Raw genomic sequence first — 15,600 nt, 5'->3', positions numbered from 1 at the left:
GCTTAATATGTAATCAATCACGAAGCGCACTGTTATTAGGCATTTATCAGCTCGGCGCACCACTTTGGGGCACGACTGAGACGTTAAAAACGCCAGGATGCGCGCCCTCAGCGCCCCGGCGTTGCCCGCAAGCCCCGTAACTGCGCTTTTGTGAGGCAACATCGATAAACTGGCAAGGCCCTTGCTTAGGTGTAAACAGCCGCAATTGAAAGGTAAGGGCCAACGGCTTCTGATAAGCTTCCCTCACCTGCAAGCAGATCGGGCCTCAGTACGCTGAACGATCCGGCACAACGAATATGTATAACTTACGGAGCATGCACAATGTCCAAGACTGTTGATTTGATCAAAGAGCACGAAGTCAAATGGGTCGACCTGCGTTTCACAGACACACGCGGCAAAGAACAACACGTAACCCTACCCGCATCTGAAGTTGACGAAGATTTCTTCGCCGACGGCAAGATGTTCGACGGCTCGTCCATTGCTGGCTGGAAAGGCATCAACGAATCCGACATGATCCTGATGCCGGACGACAGCAGCTCCGTTCTGGACCCGTTCACCGAAGAAGCCACCATCAACATTACCTGTGACATTGTGGAACCGACCACCATGCAAGGTTATGAGCGTGACCCCCGCTCTGTTGCCCAGCGCGCTGAAGAGTACCTGAAGTCCACCGGCATCGCCGATGGCGCCCTGTTCGGCCCAGAGCCAGAGTTCTTCATCTTCGATTCCGCGAAGTGGAAGACCGACATGCAGGGCTCTATGTACGAGCTCTATTCAGAAGAAGCCGCTTGGGTTTCCGGCGAAGACTTCGACCGCAACAACATCGGTCACCGCCCGGGCGTTAAAGGCGGTTACTTCCCGGTTCCACCGGTAGACAGTCTGCACGATCTGCGTGGCGCTATGTGTGCGGCCATGGAATCCATGGGCCTGACCATTGAGGTTCACCACCACGAAGTCGGCACCGCTGGCCAGTGTGAGATCGGCGTAGGCCCTAACAGCCTGACCAAAAAGGCCGACGAAGTACAAATCCTTAAGTACTGCGTGCACAACGTTGCCCATGCATACGGCAAAACCGCAACCTTCATGCCTAAGCCGGTTGTTGGCGACAACGGTTCCGGCATGCACGTTCACATGTCCCTGAGCAAAGACGGCAAGAACCTGTTCGCAGGCGACAGCTATGCAGGCCTGAGTGACGAAGCTCTGTACTACGTTGGCGGTATCATCAAGCACGCCAAGGCAATCAACGCCTTCACCAACCCGGCCACCAACAGCTACAAGCGTCTGGTACCAGGCTACGAAGCACCGGTTATGCTGGCCTACTCTGCCCGTAACCGTTCTGCCTCTATCCGTATCCCATACGTAAACAGTGCCAAAGCCCGTCGTGTTGAAGTTCGCTTCCCGGACCCGGCTGCTAACCCGTACCTGGCCTTCTCAGCACTGATGATGGCCGGCCTGGACGGCATCCAGAACAAGATCCACCCTGGCGATGCCATGGACAAGGATCTGTACGACCTGCCGAAAGAAGAAGCTCTGAACATTCCGAAGGTTGCCGAGACTCTGCAAGAAGCTCTGGATGCCCTGAAAGAAGACCACGAGTTCCTGACCCGTGGCGGCGTGTTCACTGAAGACATGATTGCCGGCTACATCGACCTGAAGCGTGCCGAAGTTGAGCGCATCAACATGACCACGCACCCGGTTGAGTTCGAGCTGTACTACTCCTGCTAATTGATTGCACCGCTTAGGTGCGTTTCAGCAAGAGAGAAAAAACCCGCTTCGGCGGGTTTTTTTGTGGCCGATTCCACAAAACCCAACCAACACCTGTCGCTCTTAACGAGATGTAACCAAGCGAGCCACCCACAGCGTTGATATCCCCTCCGCTGCGCCGGATAATCAAATGAGTCAACCAGAGCACAGGTCGCCATCATGAAAACTCTTGTCACGCTCGCATCCGGAATACTGATACTTGCCGCATCTACCAGCTGGGCGGAGGTTTACCGCCACGTAGATGCACAAGGCAACGTTACCTTCTCCGACGAACCCATCAAGGGCGGCGAACCGGTCAAAGTAAAGCCTGTTACCACCATCACACTGCCCAAGCCCGAAGCCGTGCGCGAACCCCGAAAGCTAAGAGAAGAGGTTGAACGTAAAGGGGCCTCGTACGACAACCTCGCTTTCGCTTACCCTCAGGATGACCAAGCCTTTCACAGCGGCAACGGCACGGTCACCTTTGAAGTCCGAAGCACTCCCGGCCTGAAACCCGGCCACAAATACGAAATCACACTCGATGGCCAGCCGGTCGGCCAAAGCACCTCGGGCTCCGTGACCGTACCAAACATCGACCGAGGCACTCACAGTGCTGTCGCCCACATTATCGATCGCAACGGCGTACAAGTTAAAACCGGCCAACCCATTCGCTTTACGGTGCACCGCCCCTCTGTGGCACAGTAAATCAGGCCGCACCAAAATAGTGCGCCAGCACCAATTTAGTGCCATGCTGTAGGCAAACAAAGGGGCAAACCCGGCCCGCTTGCAGCTTTCCAACTCGCCTGCCTTGAGATTAAAAGCACGACAAGCCCTTCCCGGGTGCCCTATCGCACAAAAACACCGCTCATCGGACGAGACAGAAAAACTGGTTCGTTTATTGCTAATTCATAGCTATAACCATGAGCGCCCAACGGGATTCCTGCATGTCGTTTCGACCATCAACCACCCTGAACGCCGGGTATAAAAGTATTCTCGATAGCCTGACGACCGCCGTCCTGGTTCTGGGCGACGATCTGACGATTCGTTATCTGAACCCGGCCGCAGAAAACCTGTTCGAAACGAGCCTTATGCGAACGCAGGGCACAGCGTTGAGCGATGTACTGATCGATTCAGAGAATGCACTAAGAACACTGCACGCCGCGGCAAAGAACGGTCAATCTTATACCCGGCGCGAAGCTGAGTTCGCATTGCTGACCGGATCCCGCCTGATGGTGGATTACTCCGTCAGCCCTATCAGCATTGACCCAATTGAGCTACTGATCGAACTCCAGCCCATAGACCGCCAGCTTCGTATCAGTCGGGAAGAAGACATCATTTCCCAGCAGGAGGCCTCCCGAATTCTTGTCCGGGGTATGGCCCACGAGATCAAAAATCCACTGGGCGGCATTCGAGGCGCAGCGCAACTGCTCGACCGCGAGCTAGACAGTGACGGGCAACGCGAATACACCCAAGTCATCATTAACGAGGCCGACCGGCTGCGTAGTTTAGTGGACCGCATGCTCGGACCCAACAAAGCCCTGCAGATTGCCCCCACCAACATCCATGAGGTTTTGGAGCGGGTTCGCACCCTGATCGAGGCGGAAAGCCGGGGCAAAGTGCAGCTTCAGCGTGATTACGACCCTAGCATTCCGGAATTCTCGGGTGACAAAGAGCAGCTTATTCAAGCGGTCTTGAACATTGCCCGAAACGCTATGGAGGCGGCTTTCGAAAACGAGAATGCATCAAGAGAAGACACCGTCCCCACAATTACCTTCCGCACTCGCACATTGCGGCAGTTCACCATTGGCCATCAACGCCACCGATTGGTCTGCCGCATCGATATTATCGACAACGGCCCCGGCATTCCGGCTGACCTGCTACAAAATGTTTTTTACCCCATGATCAGCGGCCGCGCTTCGGGCACAGGGTTGGGACTTTCGATTACCCAAAGCATCATCGGCCAGCACCGAGGCTTAGTGGAATGTGAAAGCGAGCCAGGAAAAACCGACTTTATTATCTTCCTGCCTCTGGAGGACACTTTATGAATCAGCCAGGAAACGTCTGGATCATCGACGACGACAAAAGTATCCGCTGGGTACTTGAACGGGCGTTAAGCCAAGCCGGCTTGCAAGTGAAAGCGTTTGACAGCGGTGAAGGCATCATCGCCCGCCTTGAACACGAACGGCCCGACGCCATTGTCAGCGATATACGCATGCCGGGGGTGGATGGCATCACCCTACTCTCACGTATTGTCGCACTGCACCCGGACGTTCCGGTCATCATCATGACTGCTCACTCGGACTTAGACAGCGCCGTCACCAGTTACCAAACCGGTGCTTTCGAATACCTGCCCAAGCCATTTGATGTGGATGAAGCCGTTGCGTTAGTGAAAAGAGCCATCGCTCACAGCCATGAACAGAGAGCAACGGCCGAACCTCACATTGAAGAGGTTCAAAAGAGCACTGAAATCATTGGCGAAGCCCCGGCCATGCAGGAAGTGTTTCGGGCCATAGGGCGGCTTTCAAATTCAAACATCACCGTACTGATCAACGGTGAAAGCGGCACCGGCAAAGAGCTGGTTGCTCAGGCCCTCCATAACCACAGCCCCCGTGCCCGCAGCCCCTTTATTGCGCTCAATATGGCCGCCATCCCAAAGGACCTCATCGAGTCCGAACTGTTTGGTCATGAAAAAGGCGCTTTCACCGGCGCCGGAGGCACCCGGCAAGGTCGTTTCGAGCAAGCCAACAGCGGCACATTATTTCTGGATGAGATCGGCGACATGCCTGCCGACACCCAAACCCGCTTACTGCGAGTTCTGGCCGATGGAGAATTCTACCGTGTTGGTGGAACCACCCCGATCAAAGTGGACGTTCGTATAATCGCCGCTACTCACCAAGATCTCGAGAAACTCGTGAACGCGGGCAGCTTCAGAGAGGATTTGTTCCATCGTTTGAACGTGATTCGGATTCATTTGCCGAAACTCGCCGAGCGGCGGACAGATATACCCCGTCTAGTGCAACACTTTCTCGAACAAGCCGCGAAAGAGCTCGCCGTCGAAACAAAGCTTCTGCGAAAAGACGCAGAAGAATACCTCTCAACCTTGCCTTGGCCTGGCAACGTTCGTCAGCTCGAGAACACCTGCCGCTGGCTCACGGTGATGGCGAGTGGCCGTGAAATTCATGTGGCCGACTTACCTCCGGAACTTTTGGACCAAGCCGAGTCCGAGAACGACGCCACCGGCCAGACCTGGCAAGAAGGCCTGAAAAACTGGGCAGAACAAGAATTGAAGCGCGGTAAAAAGGGGGTACTGGACCGAGCCGTACCAGAGTTTGAAAAGATCATGATCGAAACCGCCCTGAAACATACCGGTGGGCGACGACGGGATGCCTCGATCTTGCTCGGCTGGGGCCGAAACACCTTAACCCGAAAGATCAACGAACTGGGATTGGATCATCCGGAAACCACAGAAGAGTAGCGGTTAGTACGATTAAGCCAATACCATAAAAAAACCCGAGCGACTGCTCGGGTTTTTTTATACGACACATCCTACGTCTTAGAACGGGATGTCATCGTCGAAGTCATCAATGGGCTCTGGCATGCTACCCGCCTGCTGCTGTGGCGCAGGATTGCTGTACCCGCCCTGCTGCTGAGGCTGTTGCGGGGCATTGTACTGCTGCTGAGGTGCTTGCGCTTGCTGCTGCGGGCGACCTTGCGGAGCGCCTTGATTCATGCCGCCTTCACTTCCGCGACTGTCCAGCATCTGCATCTGGCCGTTAATATCCACCACGATCTCGGTGGTGTAACGATCCTGACCATCCTGCCCTTGCCACTTACGAGTCTGCAAACGTCCTTCGATGTAGACTTTTGAGCCTTTACGCAGGTACTGCCCGGCCACTTCCGCCACCTTTCCGAAGATAACAATCCGGTGCCACTCGGTTCTCGGAACCATCTGGCCGGTCTGGCGATCCTTGTAACTTTCATCGGTCGCCAGGTTCAGGTTAACCACTGCATTGCCGTTCGGGGTGTATCGGGTATCCGGGTCCTGGCCCAGGTTGCCGATCAGAATTACCTTGTTTATGCCTCGTGCCATGTTCTGCTCCTGGTGTTTTTTGACCGAACGCCTGCGCTCCTTGCAGGCATCCAATGTTTAAGTATTATCACCCTGCCGCACAAACTCCAGGCGCGCAAGCTGATCTTCATTAAAGTGCTGACGATCCACCTTTAAATAGGCCGTCGAAGCCTCTTCAACAATAACAACGTCTGCTACGCCAGATAGGCCACGCAAACGTTGATCGATGTCGTCAAAGGATGTTGCGATCACAGTACGCAACTGCACCACCATACTAGCGGTGTAACTCGGGGAAGGCATGGTGAGCGCTACCAGCAACCAAACTGCCAATACGCCCGCCATTAACCACAGCACACCGTTCAAACCAGCTTGCTGCAACAAATATCCGCCCAATGCGCCCCCAAGAAACGCCCCTAAAAACTGAGACGTCGAATAAACGCCCATCGCCGTACCCTTGCTTGCCGCTGGCGCTTCCTTACTGATCAATGACGGTAAACTTGCCTCCAACAAATTGAACGCCATGAAAAAGAAAAACAAAACCACCCACGCCAACGCCAGACTATTCGTCACGCCAGTCATTGACGCCGTTGCTACGGCCAACAACGCAATCGCGCCACAGAGCACCGGCTTCATCTTACGCTTTTTCTCACCAATGATGATAAACGGCACCATGGCAAAGAAAGAGGTCACCATCACCGTCAGGTAAAACCACCAATGAGAAGTAGCCGCCAACCCGAGCTGCTCTTTGAGCAGGGTCGGAAATACCAAAAACAGCGCGGTCAACGCAAAATGTAGGGCAAAAATGCCAAAATCAAGCCGCAACAAACGGCCATCGGCCAGAACCGTCCCCACCATCTCACGCGCCGGATGCGTTTCGGCATTCACTTTGTTCTGATGCGGCGTAGGCACTACCTTGGCCACCACAATCAATGCCAGCAAAGCCAGCACGGCGGTCGTGTAGAAAATACCGGACAGCCCCCAAGCGGCACCTAACAGCGGCCCGACAACAAGTGAGACCGAAAACGACAAACCGATAGAGATACCAACCGTTGCCATCGCCTTGGTGCGCTGCTCTTCTCGTGTCAGATCGCTTAGCATCGCCATCAGAACACTGGCGATGGCCCCTGCACCTTGCAATACACGCCCGGCAATCACCCCGTAAATCGAGTCGGCGACTCCCGCCAGGACACTCCCCGCTGCAAACAGAATCAAGCCGATATAAATCATCCGTTTACGGCCGACCCGGTCCGACATCAAGCCGAACGGTATCTGTAACAACGCCTGACTCAAGCCGTATGCACCGATCGCAAAACCGATCAGCGCTGGCGTAGCCCCCTGCAAATCACTCCCGAGCAGCACAAACACCGGCATAACCATAAACAGACCCAGCATACGCATGGCGTATACCGAAGCCAGAGCTGCGACTGAGCGTTTTTCTAGCGCGTTCATATAACCCGTGCCGGAGTGAATGGATGTGGTGGTGGCCGTCTGCCGCGAGGCGCGCATTGTACCAGAACGGAAGCTTCGACGGGACTACCCACATCGGGGTGCACTCTACGTAGAGTCGGCAACTTAGCCGCGCCCTTCTGAAAACGATATACTGGTCGTTTTTATCGGAAGCGAGGTGTTATGGACCATATCCAGATCAAGGGCGCGCGCACCCACAACCTGAAAAACATCGACCTGGATATGCCGCGGGACAAACTCATCGTGATTACCGGGCTGTCTGGCTCCGGGAAATCCTCGTTGGCGTTCGATACCCTCTACGCCGAAGGCCAGCGACGTTATGTGGAATCCCTATCGACCTACGCACGGCAATTTCTTTCCATGATGGAAAAGCCGGACGTAGACCACATCGAAGGCCTGTCGCCGGCCATTTCTATCGAACAGAAGTCCACGTCCCACAACCCGCGCTCAACGGTGGGAACAATCACCGAAATCTACGACTACCTGCGCTTGCTGTTTGCACGTGCCGGCGAGCCTCGGTGTCCGGACCATCATCAGCCGCTGGAAGCCCAGACCGTCAGCCAAATGGTTGACCAAGTTTTGGCACTCCCCGAGGAGAGTAAACTGATGATTCTGGCCCCCGTCATCCGGGACCGGAAAGGTGAACACCATCAAGTGATCGATACCATGCGCAGCCAAGGCTTCATCCGACTGCGGGTGGATGGCACCGTTTATGACATCGACGACGTGCCGGCTCTCGATAAAAAGCGTAAACACCAAATCGACGTGGTGGTTGACCGCTTCAAAGTAAAGCCGGGGCTGGAACAGAGACTCGCCGAAAGCTTCGAAACCGCCCTCGATCTCTCCGACGGCATTGCCCTTGTCGCACCAATGTCGGGCGAAGGCGAAGAACACACCTTTTCCGCCCGCTATGCCTGCAACCAATGCGGCTATTCTCTGAGCGAGCTCGAACCACGCCTGTTTTCCTTCAACAACCCGGCAGGGGCATGCCCAACCTGCGACGGGCTGGGCGTTAAACAGTTCTTCGATCCCGAAAAAATCATTCAACACCCGGAAGCCACTCTTGCCTCCGGTGCCATCAAAGGCTGGGACCGCCGGGCCGTTTACTATTTTCAGATGCTCACCAGCGTTGCCGAGCACTATGGCATGGATCTCGAAACCCCGTGGGTTGAGCTACCCGACGACTTCCAGCAGGCCTTGCTGCACGGAACGGGAACCGAAGACGTCACCTTCCGTTACGTCAACTCCCGCGGCCAGATCATCGAAAAGGCCCACCCTTTCGAAGGCATTTTGCCCAACCTGGAACGCCGTTATCGTGAAACCGAATCCCAAAGTATGCGGGAAGAGCTGGCTAGAAACCTCAGCACCCAGCCCTGCAAAGCTTGCCATGGCTCCCGCTTACGGCAGAGTGCCCGTCACGTGTTTATCAAAGAGCAAAACCTGCCGGACGTTACCCGCATGCCGGTCGGTGAAGCACACCACTATTTCGGCGAATTAACACTGCCGGGACGTAAAGGCGAGATCGCGGACAAAATTCTGAAAGAAGTCCGGGAACGGTTGCAGTTTTTGGTGAACGTGGGCTTAGAGTACCTGACCCTCGAACGCAGCGCCGACACTCTCTCGGGGGGCGAAGCCCAACGAATTCGCTTGGCGAGCCAAATTGGTGCCGGCTTGGTCGGCGTCATGTATATTCTGGACGAACCCTCCATCGGCCTTCACCAACGAGATAACGATCGCCTGCTGGCCACCCTCACCCACCTGCGGGACCTAGGCAACACCGTCATTGTGGTTGAACATGACGAGGACGCGATCCGCGCCGCGGACTACGTGATCGATATTGGGCCGGGCGCTGGCGTACACGGCGGTCAGGTAGTCGCCAGAGGCACTCCGGCCGACATCATCGCCAACAGAGCCTCCTTAACCGGACAATACCTGAGCGGTGAGAAAAGCATCGCGATACCGACGGAACGTAACAAAGGCAACGGAAAACACCTTGTACTGACCGGTGCCAGCGGGAACAACCTTCAAGACGTTACGCTGACGCTACCTCTAGGCATCATGACCTGTGTAACCGGCGTGTCCGGCTCAGGCAAGTCCACCTTGATCAATAGCACCCTGTACCCGGTAGCAGCCGCCAAACTCAACAAGGCTACCAGTTTGAGTCACGCTCCCTACAAAAACCTTAAGGGGCTAGACCATCTGGACAAAGTCATCGACATTGACCAAAGCCCCATCGGGAGAACGCCCCGGTCGAACCCTGCAACCTATACCGGACTCTTTACCCCAATACGGGAGCTGTTCGCCGGAACCCAAGAGGCCCGGTCAAGAGGCTATAAAGTCGGCCGTTTCTCCTTCAACGTCAAAGGCGGCCGTTGCGAAGCCTGCCAAGGCGATGGCGTGATCAAAGTAGAAATGCACTTCCTGCCCGACGTCTACGTTCCCTGCGACATCTGCAAAGGCAAACGCTACAACCGGGAAACTCTGGAAGTACGGTACAAAGGGAAAAACATACACGAAGTACTCGACATGACCGTGGAGGAAGGCCGCGAATTCTTCGACGCCGTGCCCTTCTTAGCCAGAAAATTACAAACCCTGATCGACGTAGGGCTTTCCTACATTCGACTCGGGCAAAGCGCGGTCACGTTGTCCGGCGGTGAGGCGCAGCGTGTGAAGCTCGCTAAAGAGCTCTCCAAACGGGATACGGGCAAGACTCTATACATCCTGGACGAGCCAACAACTGGTCTACACTTCTACGACATTCAACAGTTACTGAACGTCCTCCAGCGGTTACGTGACCACGGCAACACTATCGTGGTAATCGAACACAACCTGGATGTGATCAAAACCGCTGACTGGATCGTCGATCTGGGCCCGGAAGGCGGCTCTGGCGGCGGTCAGATAATTGCGGAAGGTACACCGGAAGACGTAGCGAACAACGCAAACTCCCACACCGGCAAATACCTAAAACCGATGCTGGAAAAATAGGGAAAACACCACAAAACTACGTCGGTCAGGGGTGCTAGGTTTATTTTCTGCCGGAAAAAGATGTCTGAGCGCAGCGAGTTATTTTTCCAAAGAAAATAAACCTAGCACCCCTGGCCAACCCGCCAAGTTAGCACGCCGCCAGAACCCTCAAGTTCCAGACACAAAAAAACCGGGAACCTTTCGGATCCCGGCCTTATCAAGAAACAGCCTAAACGATTTTACTCGTCGTCGCCCATCTCTTCAGCTTCGATGTCCAGAGGACGACCGACCAGCTCAACAAATGCCATAGGGGCATTGTCGCCAGCACGGAAGCCGCACTTCAGGACACGAAGGTAACCACCCGGTCGCTCGTTGTAACGGGGGCCAAGCTCGTTGAAAAGCTTAGCTACCGCTGCATCGCTACGCAGGCGCGCGAACGCCAGACGACGGTTTGCAACCGAATCATTCTTTGCGAGCGTGATCAATGGCTCTGCTACCCGACGCAGTTCTTTCGCTTTCGGGAGCGTCGTTTTGATCAGCTCGTGCTCAACCAGTGACGCAGTCATGTTACGGAACATGGCCTTGCGATGCGCACTGGTCCTGTTGAACTTACGACCACTCTTACGATGACGCATTGCTCTGATTCCTTACCTTAAACTAATCGGCGATTAACCGCCCAGAACCCGGTCATCACCACGAAGGCTTGCCGGCGGCCAGTTATCAAGACGCATTCCCAGTGACAGACCACGGGACGCTAGAACGTCCTTGATCTCGGTAAGCGACTTTTTGCCAAGGTTAGGCGTCTTCAGCAGCTCCACTTCTGTGCGCTGAATTAGATCGCCGATATAGTAAATGTTTTCTGCCTTCAAGCAGTTAGCCGAACGTACAGTCAACTCAAGATCATCAACCGGACGCAACAGAATCGGATCAATTTCTTCCTCTTCTTCTACGCGCTCTGGCTCTTTCTCATGATCGAAATCGACGAATACAGCCAGTTGCTGCTGGAGGATAGTCGCGGCCCGGCGAATTGCTTCTTCCGGATCGATCGTACCGTTTGTCTCCAGATCAATAACCAGCTTGTCGAGGTCTGTACGCTGCTCAACCCGTGCACTTTCAACCGCATAAGACACTCGGCGAACCGGGCTGAACGTAGCATCAAGCTGCAAACGCCCAATGGCACGAGTTTCGTCCTCGTCCAGTCCACGCTGATCAGCCGGCTCGTAACCGCGACCACGAGACACGCGCAAGCGCATGTTCAGTTCGCCGTTCTCGCTCAGGTGACAGATAACGTGTTCCGGGTTAGCGATCTCAACGTCGTGATCCAACGTGATATCACCAGCAGTTACAACGCCCGGACCTTTTTTTCTGAGTGTCAGCTCAGTGTCATCACGTCCGTTCATCTTTACGGCAACGCCTTTGAGGTTCAAAAGAATCTCAATGACGTCCTCCTGGACACCCTCGATGGCACTGTACTCGTGCAGGACACCGTCGATCTGTGCTTCAGTCACGGCGCAGCCTGGCATCGAAGACAGAAGAATGCGACGAAGCGCACTGCCCAAAGTATGACCGAAGCCGCGCTCTAGCGGCTCCAGGGTAACCTTGGCACGCAAAGCGCCGGACTCTTTCACGTCAATCGTACGAGGTGTCAATAACTCATGTACTGAACGCTGCATAGACGCCCCTATCTGCTATCGTTGCTAACTGGGCTTTACTTAGAGTAAAGCTCGACGATGAGGTTCTCGTTGATGTCGGCAGGCAGTTCAGTACGCTCAGGCACTGACTTGTAAACGCCGGACATCTTGTTGGCGTCAACCTCTACCCAGCTCACCGGCGCGCGGCTACCAGCCAGTTCCAGTGCGCCTTTAACACGCAACTGATTCTTGGCCTTCTCGCGCAGACTCACAACATCACCTGCTTTAACCTGATAAGACGGAATGTTTACCGGCTTATCGTTAACCAGGATCGCTTTGTGAGAAACGAGCTGACGGGACTCAGCACGGGTAGAACCAAAACCCATGCGATATACAACGTTATCCAGGCGGCCTTCCAGAAGTTGCAACAGGTTTTCACCGGTTGCGCCCTTCCGACGGGCTGCCTCTTTGTAGTACCCACGGAACTGCTTCTCAAGCACACCGTAGATACGACGAACTTTTTGCTTCTCGCGAAGCTGCAAGCCGTACTCGGACAGACGACCGCGACGCGCGCCGTGCATACCCGGCGGAGTCTCGATGTTGCACTTGGAATCGAGCGCGCGAACACCGCTCTTCAGAAAAAGATCTGTCCCTTCACGACGAGACAGCTTGCACTTCGGGCCTATATAACGAGCCATATTTCACTGTCTCCTGTGTTAGACGCGGCGCTTTTTGGGCGGACGACAACCGTTATGGGGAATCGGCGTCACATCAGTGATGTTAGTGATCTTGTAGCCACACCCATTGAGGGCACGAACTGCAGATTCACGTCCGGGCCCAGGACCCTTAACCTCTACATCCAGGTTTTTAAGGCCGTATTCAGCAGCCGCATTACCGGCTCTTTCAGCTGCTACCTGCGCAGCAAAAGGTGTACTCTTACGTGAACCGCGGAAGCCGGAACCACCTGAGGTGGCCCAGGACAATACGTTGCCCTGACGGTCCGAAATGGTCACGATGGTGTTGTTGAAGGACGCGTGAATGTGCGCGACGCCATCAACAACCGTCTTTTTCACCTTTTTACGGGTACGTGTACCTGGCTTTGCCATGTTTGCCTACCTGTTACTTACGAATAGGTTTGCGTGGACCTTTACGGGTGCGGGCGTTGGTCTTGGTGCGCTGGCCGCGAACTGGAAGTCCGTGACGATGGCGCAGACCACGGAAGCAACCGAGATCCTTCAAACGCTTAATGTTCATCTGTACTTCACGACGCAAATCGCCTTCGACGGTAAACTTGCCCACTTCAGTACGAAGTGCTTCAAGCTGCTCGTCGGTAAGGTCTTTGACCTTGACGTCCGGCTTAACGCCGGTTGCATCGCAAAGCTTCTGGGCTGTTGTCTTGCCGACACCAAAGATGTATGTCAGTGAGATAACAGCATGTTTGTGATCGGGTATATTGACACCGGCTATACGTGCCATCCAAATTACTCCGCGTTCAAAGCTTTGCTGTGTGAATTTTCCGCCACAAAAAGGGCGCGAAATAATAACGCTTGACTCAGGCTTGAGTCAAGCGCCTTATTCCGAACCCCTTTTACAATGTCAGTTCTGATCCCGTGGGATTAGCCCTGGCGCTGCTTGTGGCGAGGCTCCGAGCAGATGACTCGAACTGAGCCATTGCGTCGAATTACTTTGCAGTTACGGCAAATTTTCTTTACCGAAGCGCGTACTTTCATTGTCGACTCCAGTTTTCAAGGGGAACGGCTATCAGCCGTTCCGTCCATAGCCCTTGAGATTGGACTTCTTCATCAGTGATTCATACTGATGAGACATCAGGTGCGACTGAACCTGCGCCATGAAATCCATCACCACGACTACAACAATCAGCAGTGATGTACCACCAAGATAGAAAGGTACGTTACCTGCGACCATCAGGAACTGAGGAAACAGGGACACCGCTGCAATATACATAGCCCCGAACAACGTTAGACGGGTAAGCACACCATCGATGTACTTTGCCGTCTGCTCTCCCGGACGAATCCCCGGAATGAACGCGCCGGAACGCTTGAGGTTATCCGCAACTTCTTTAGGGTTGTACATCAGCGCTGTGTAGAAGAAGCAGAAGAAAACAACTGCTGCTGCGAACAGAATAATATACAAAGGTTGGCTCGGAGCCAATGCCTGTGATACATCGCTCAACCATTCCATGCCCTCACCTTGCCCGAACCACTGTCCCAGCGATGCCGGGAAAAGCAGAATCGAAGAAGCAAAGATCGGCGGAATAACACCGGCCATATTCACCTTAAGCGGCAAATGACTGGATTGCTGAGCGAACACCTGACGCCCCTGCTGCCGTTTCGCATAATTTATGGTGAGACGACGTTGGCCTCGCTCCATAAACACCACGAATCCGACTACAGCTACAGCCAGCACGCCAATACCGAGCACAACCAGCAGACTCATCTCTCCGTTACGAGCTTGCTCCAGGGTCTGACCAATAGCCCCCGGCAAGCCCGCGACGATACCTGCAAAAATAAGCAGGGAGATACCGTTTCCGATACCACGCTCGGTGATCTGCTCACCAAGCCACATCATGAAGACGGCACCACAAACGAAAGAGACAACCGCCACAAAGTGGAAGCTGAAGCTATCGTTAAACGTAACACCTTGAGAGGCAAGCCCCACCGAAATACCAAAGCCCTGAACCAGGGCCAGGATAACCGTACCATACCGCGTGTACTGGCTAATCTTACGACGACCAGCTTCACCCTCTTTCTTCAGTTGCTCAAGCTGCGGACTGACCGCAGTCATGAGCTGCATGATGATCGAGGCCGAAATATACGGCATGATACCGAGTGCGAAAATACTCATGCGCTCAAGCGCACCACCGGAGAACATGTTAAACAGACTCAGGATTGTACCCTGATTCTGATCAAACAATGCCGCCAAACGGTCTGGGTTGATGCCCGGCACCGGAATATGAGCACCGATGCGGTACACCAACAACGCCAGAAAGACGAACCAGAGCCGCGAACGCAGCTCTGCAAATCCTTTTCCGGCACCCGCAGGCAATGATGCTGTCTTGGCCATTTAGTCCTCGACTCGTCTTAGTCTTCGACTTTCCCACCCGCGGCAACAATTGCCTCGCGTGCGCCTTTGGTGACACGTAGCCCTTTAACGGTTACCGCGCGATCCAACTCACCAGAAAGCATAACCTTAGCAACGCGAATTTCTTCACGAATAATGTCAGCTTTCTTCAGTGCTGCCAGATCAACGACGTCACCTTCAACCTTCGCCAGTTCATTCAGGCGAATCTCAGCAACATAACGCTGCTGACGCGAGGTGAAACCGAATTTTGGCAGACGACGGGCCAAAGGCTGCTGACCACCCTCGAAACCAGGGGCTACGGAGCCACCGGAACGGGATTTCAGACCTTTATGACCGCGACCGCCCGTTTTACCGAGTCCGCTACCGATACCACGACCAACACGCTTAGCGGTAGGACGTGAACCAGGTTCCGGAGCAAGTTCGTTCAGACGCATCTTAGTTCTCCTCAACCTGCACCAGGTAATTAACCCGGTTGATCATGCCGCGAATAGAAGGAGTATCTTCTACTTCGACGGTGTGACCGATTTTACGAAGACCCAAGCCCTTTACACAAAGCTTGTGCTTAGGCTGGCAGCCGATTGGGCTGCGGGTCAGAGTTACTTTGATCGTTTTTGCGTTCGCCAT

Annotated in this window: 16 protein-coding genes; 5 read left to right on the top strand and 11 right to left on the bottom strand. The window is 54.4% G+C overall.

Features of this window, described 5'->3' with window-relative positions:
• Positions 1 to 321: 321 nt before the first annotated feature.
• The 4 genes from glnA to glnG all read left to right on the top strand — a co-directional run bounded on the left by glnA (position 322) and on the right by glnG (position 5,218).
• Positions 322 to 1,725 (top strand): glutamate--ammonia ligase, encoded by a 1,404-nt coding sequence (gene glnA / locus DOQ08_RS15095; protein ID WP_114335816.1) that lies wholly within the window; start codon positions 322 to 324, stop codon positions 1,723 to 1,725.
• Positions 1,726 to 1,923: 198 nt separating this feature from the next.
• On the top strand, positions 1,924 to 2,448 hold the full coding sequence (locus tag DOQ08_RS15085; protein WP_114335814.1) for a DUF4124 domain-containing protein: 525 nt from the start codon (positions 1,924 to 1,926) through the stop codon (positions 2,446 to 2,448).
• 239 nt (positions 2,449 to 2,687) lie between these two features.
• Positions 2,688 to 3,788 (top strand): nitrogen regulation protein NR(II), encoded by a 1,101-nt coding sequence (gene glnL / locus DOQ08_RS15080; RefSeq protein WP_114335813.1) that lies wholly within the window; start codon positions 2,688 to 2,690, stop codon positions 3,786 to 3,788.
• Positions 3,785 to 5,218: a nitrogen regulation protein NR(I) gene (gene glnG, locus DOQ08_RS15075; RefSeq protein ID WP_114335812.1), complete on the top strand. Its 1,434-nt coding sequence runs from the start codon at positions 3,785 to 3,787 to the stop codon at positions 5,216 to 5,218. Before glnL ends, glnG begins: the two co-directional genes overlap by 4 nt.
• A gap of 78 nt (positions 5,219 to 5,296) precedes the next feature.
• On the opposite strand, the gene ssb is transcribed toward glnG, so the two are convergent.
• Positions 5,297 to 5,833: a single-stranded DNA-binding protein gene (gene ssb / locus DOQ08_RS15070; protein WP_114335811.1), complete on the bottom strand. Its 537-nt coding sequence runs from the start codon at positions 5,831 to 5,833 to the stop codon at positions 5,297 to 5,299.
• Positions 5,834 to 5,890: 57 nt separating this feature from the next.
• Positions 5,891 to 7,261 (bottom strand): MFS transporter, encoded by a 1,371-nt coding sequence (locus DOQ08_RS15065; RefSeq protein WP_114335810.1) that lies wholly within the window; start codon positions 7,259 to 7,261, stop codon positions 5,891 to 5,893.
• Positions 7,262 to 7,441: 180 nt separating this feature from the next.
• Between DOQ08_RS15065 and uvrA the strand changes: the two genes are divergently transcribed.
• Positions 7,442 to 10,264 carry an excinuclease ABC subunit UvrA gene (gene uvrA / locus DOQ08_RS15060; RefSeq protein ID WP_114335809.1) on the top strand — a complete coding sequence of 941 codons (2,823 nt, stop codon included), beginning with the start codon at positions 7,442 to 7,444 and terminating at the stop codon, positions 10,262 to 10,264.
• A 218-nt stretch (positions 10,265 to 10,482) separates the two neighbouring features.
• On the opposite strand, the gene rplQ is transcribed toward uvrA, so the two are convergent.
• The 9 genes from rplQ to rpmD all read right to left on the bottom strand — a co-directional run bounded on the left by rplQ (position 10,483) and on the right by rpmD (position 15,600).
• On the bottom strand, positions 10,483 to 10,878 hold the full coding sequence (gene rplQ / locus DOQ08_RS15055) for a 50S ribosomal protein L17 (RefSeq protein ID WP_114335808.1): 396 nt from the start codon (positions 10,876 to 10,878) through the stop codon (positions 10,483 to 10,485).
• Positions 10,879 to 10,911: 33 nt separating this feature from the next.
• Positions 10,912 to 11,916: a DNA-directed RNA polymerase subunit alpha gene (locus DOQ08_RS15050; protein WP_114335807.1), complete on the bottom strand. Its 1,005-nt coding sequence runs from the start codon at positions 11,914 to 11,916 to the stop codon at positions 10,912 to 10,914.
• Positions 11,917 to 11,951: 35 nt separating this feature from the next.
• Positions 11,952 to 12,572, bottom strand: a complete 621-nt coding sequence (rpsD, locus tag DOQ08_RS15045; RefSeq protein WP_114335806.1) for a 30S ribosomal protein S4 — start codon at positions 12,570 to 12,572, stop codon at positions 11,952 to 11,954.
• Positions 12,573 to 12,590: 18 nt separating this feature from the next.
• Positions 12,591 to 12,980 (bottom strand): 30S ribosomal protein S11, encoded by a 390-nt coding sequence (rpsK, locus tag DOQ08_RS15040; RefSeq protein ID WP_004580767.1) that lies wholly within the window; start codon positions 12,978 to 12,980, stop codon positions 12,591 to 12,593.
• Positions 12,981 to 12,993: 13 nt separating this feature from the next.
• Complete coding sequence (rpsM, locus tag DOQ08_RS15035; protein ID WP_114335805.1) at positions 12,994 to 13,350, bottom strand: 30S ribosomal protein S13; 357 nt, start codon at positions 13,348 to 13,350, stop codon at positions 12,994 to 12,996.
• A gap of 140 nt (positions 13,351 to 13,490) precedes the next feature.
• Positions 13,491 to 13,604 carry a 50S ribosomal protein L36 gene (gene rpmJ / locus DOQ08_RS15030; protein ID WP_008174902.1) on the bottom strand — a complete coding sequence of 38 codons (114 nt, stop codon included), beginning with the start codon at positions 13,602 to 13,604 and terminating at the stop codon, positions 13,491 to 13,493.
• Positions 13,605 to 13,635: 31 nt separating this feature from the next.
• Entirely contained in the window at positions 13,636 to 14,958 is a 1,323-nt protein-coding gene (gene secY / locus DOQ08_RS15025) for a preprotein translocase subunit SecY (protein WP_114335804.1), read from the bottom strand.
• Positions 14,959 to 14,975: 17 nt separating this feature from the next.
• Positions 14,976 to 15,410 carry a 50S ribosomal protein L15 gene (rplO, locus tag DOQ08_RS15020; RefSeq protein WP_114335803.1) on the bottom strand — a complete coding sequence of 145 codons (435 nt, stop codon included), beginning with the start codon at positions 15,408 to 15,410 and terminating at the stop codon, positions 14,976 to 14,978.
• A 1-nt stretch (position 15,411) separates the two neighbouring features.
• Entirely contained in the window at positions 15,412 to 15,600 is a 189-nt protein-coding gene (rpmD, locus tag DOQ08_RS15015; protein WP_007153997.1) for a 50S ribosomal protein L30, read from the bottom strand.

Origin of the sequence: Marinobacter litoralis (assembly GCF_003336705.1) — a bacterium.
Lineage (GTDB): Bacteria > Pseudomonadota > Gammaproteobacteria > Pseudomonadales > Oleiphilaceae > Marinobacter > Marinobacter litoralis.
This window is presented reverse-complemented; position numbering and strand designations above follow the sequence as displayed.

Excerpts from the sequence above, each read along its gene's own strand:
- glnA (WP_114335816.1), top strand. The coding sequence starts at position 322 with ATGTCCAAGACTGTTGATTTGATCAAAGAGCACGAAGTCAAATGGGTC.
- DOQ08_RS15085 (WP_114335814.1), top strand. The coding sequence starts at position 1,924 with ATGAAAACTCTTGTCACGCTCGCATCCGGAATACTGATACTTGCCGCA.
- glnL (WP_114335813.1), top strand. The coding sequence starts at position 2,688 with ATGTCGTTTCGACCATCAACCACCCTGAACGCCGGGTATAAAAGTATT.
- glnG (WP_114335812.1), top strand. The coding sequence starts at position 3,785 with ATGAATCAGCCAGGAAACGTCTGGATCATCGACGACGACAAAAGTATC.
- ssb (WP_114335811.1), bottom strand. The coding sequence starts at position 5,833 with ATGGCACGAGGCATAAACAAGGTAATTCTGATCGGCAACCTGGGCCAG.
- DOQ08_RS15065 (WP_114335810.1), bottom strand. The coding sequence starts at position 7,261 with ATGAACGCGCTAGAAAAACGCTCAGTCGCAGCTCTGGCTTCGGTATAC.
- uvrA (WP_114335809.1), top strand. The coding sequence starts at position 7,442 with ATGGACCATATCCAGATCAAGGGCGCGCGCACCCACAACCTGAAAAAC.
- rplQ (WP_114335808.1), bottom strand. The coding sequence starts at position 10,878 with ATGCGTCATCGTAAGAGTGGTCGTAAGTTCAACAGGACCAGTGCGCAT.
- DOQ08_RS15050 (WP_114335807.1), bottom strand. The coding sequence starts at position 11,916 with ATGCAGCGTTCAGTACATGAGTTATTGACACCTCGTACGATTGACGTG.
- rpsD (WP_114335806.1), bottom strand. The coding sequence starts at position 12,572 with ATGGCTCGTTATATAGGCCCGAAGTGCAAGCTGTCTCGTCGTGAAGGG.
- rpsK (WP_004580767.1), bottom strand. The coding sequence starts at position 12,980 with ATGGCAAAGCCAGGTACACGTACCCGTAAAAAGGTGAAAAAGACGGTT.
- rpsM (WP_114335805.1), bottom strand. The coding sequence starts at position 13,350 with ATGGCACGTATAGCCGGTGTCAATATACCCGATCACAAACATGCTGTT.
- rpmJ (WP_008174902.1), bottom strand. The coding sequence starts at position 13,604 with ATGAAAGTACGCGCTTCGGTAAAGAAAATTTGCCGTAACTGCAAAGTA.
- secY (WP_114335804.1), bottom strand. The coding sequence starts at position 14,958 with ATGGCCAAGACAGCATCATTGCCTGCGGGTGCCGGAAAAGGATTTGCA.
- rplO (WP_114335803.1), bottom strand. The coding sequence starts at position 15,410 with ATGCGTCTGAACGAACTTGCTCCGGAACCTGGTTCACGTCCTACCGCT.
- rpmD (WP_007153997.1), bottom strand. The coding sequence starts at position 15,600 with ATGGCGAACGCAAAAACGATCAAAGTAACTCTGACCCGCAGCCCAATC.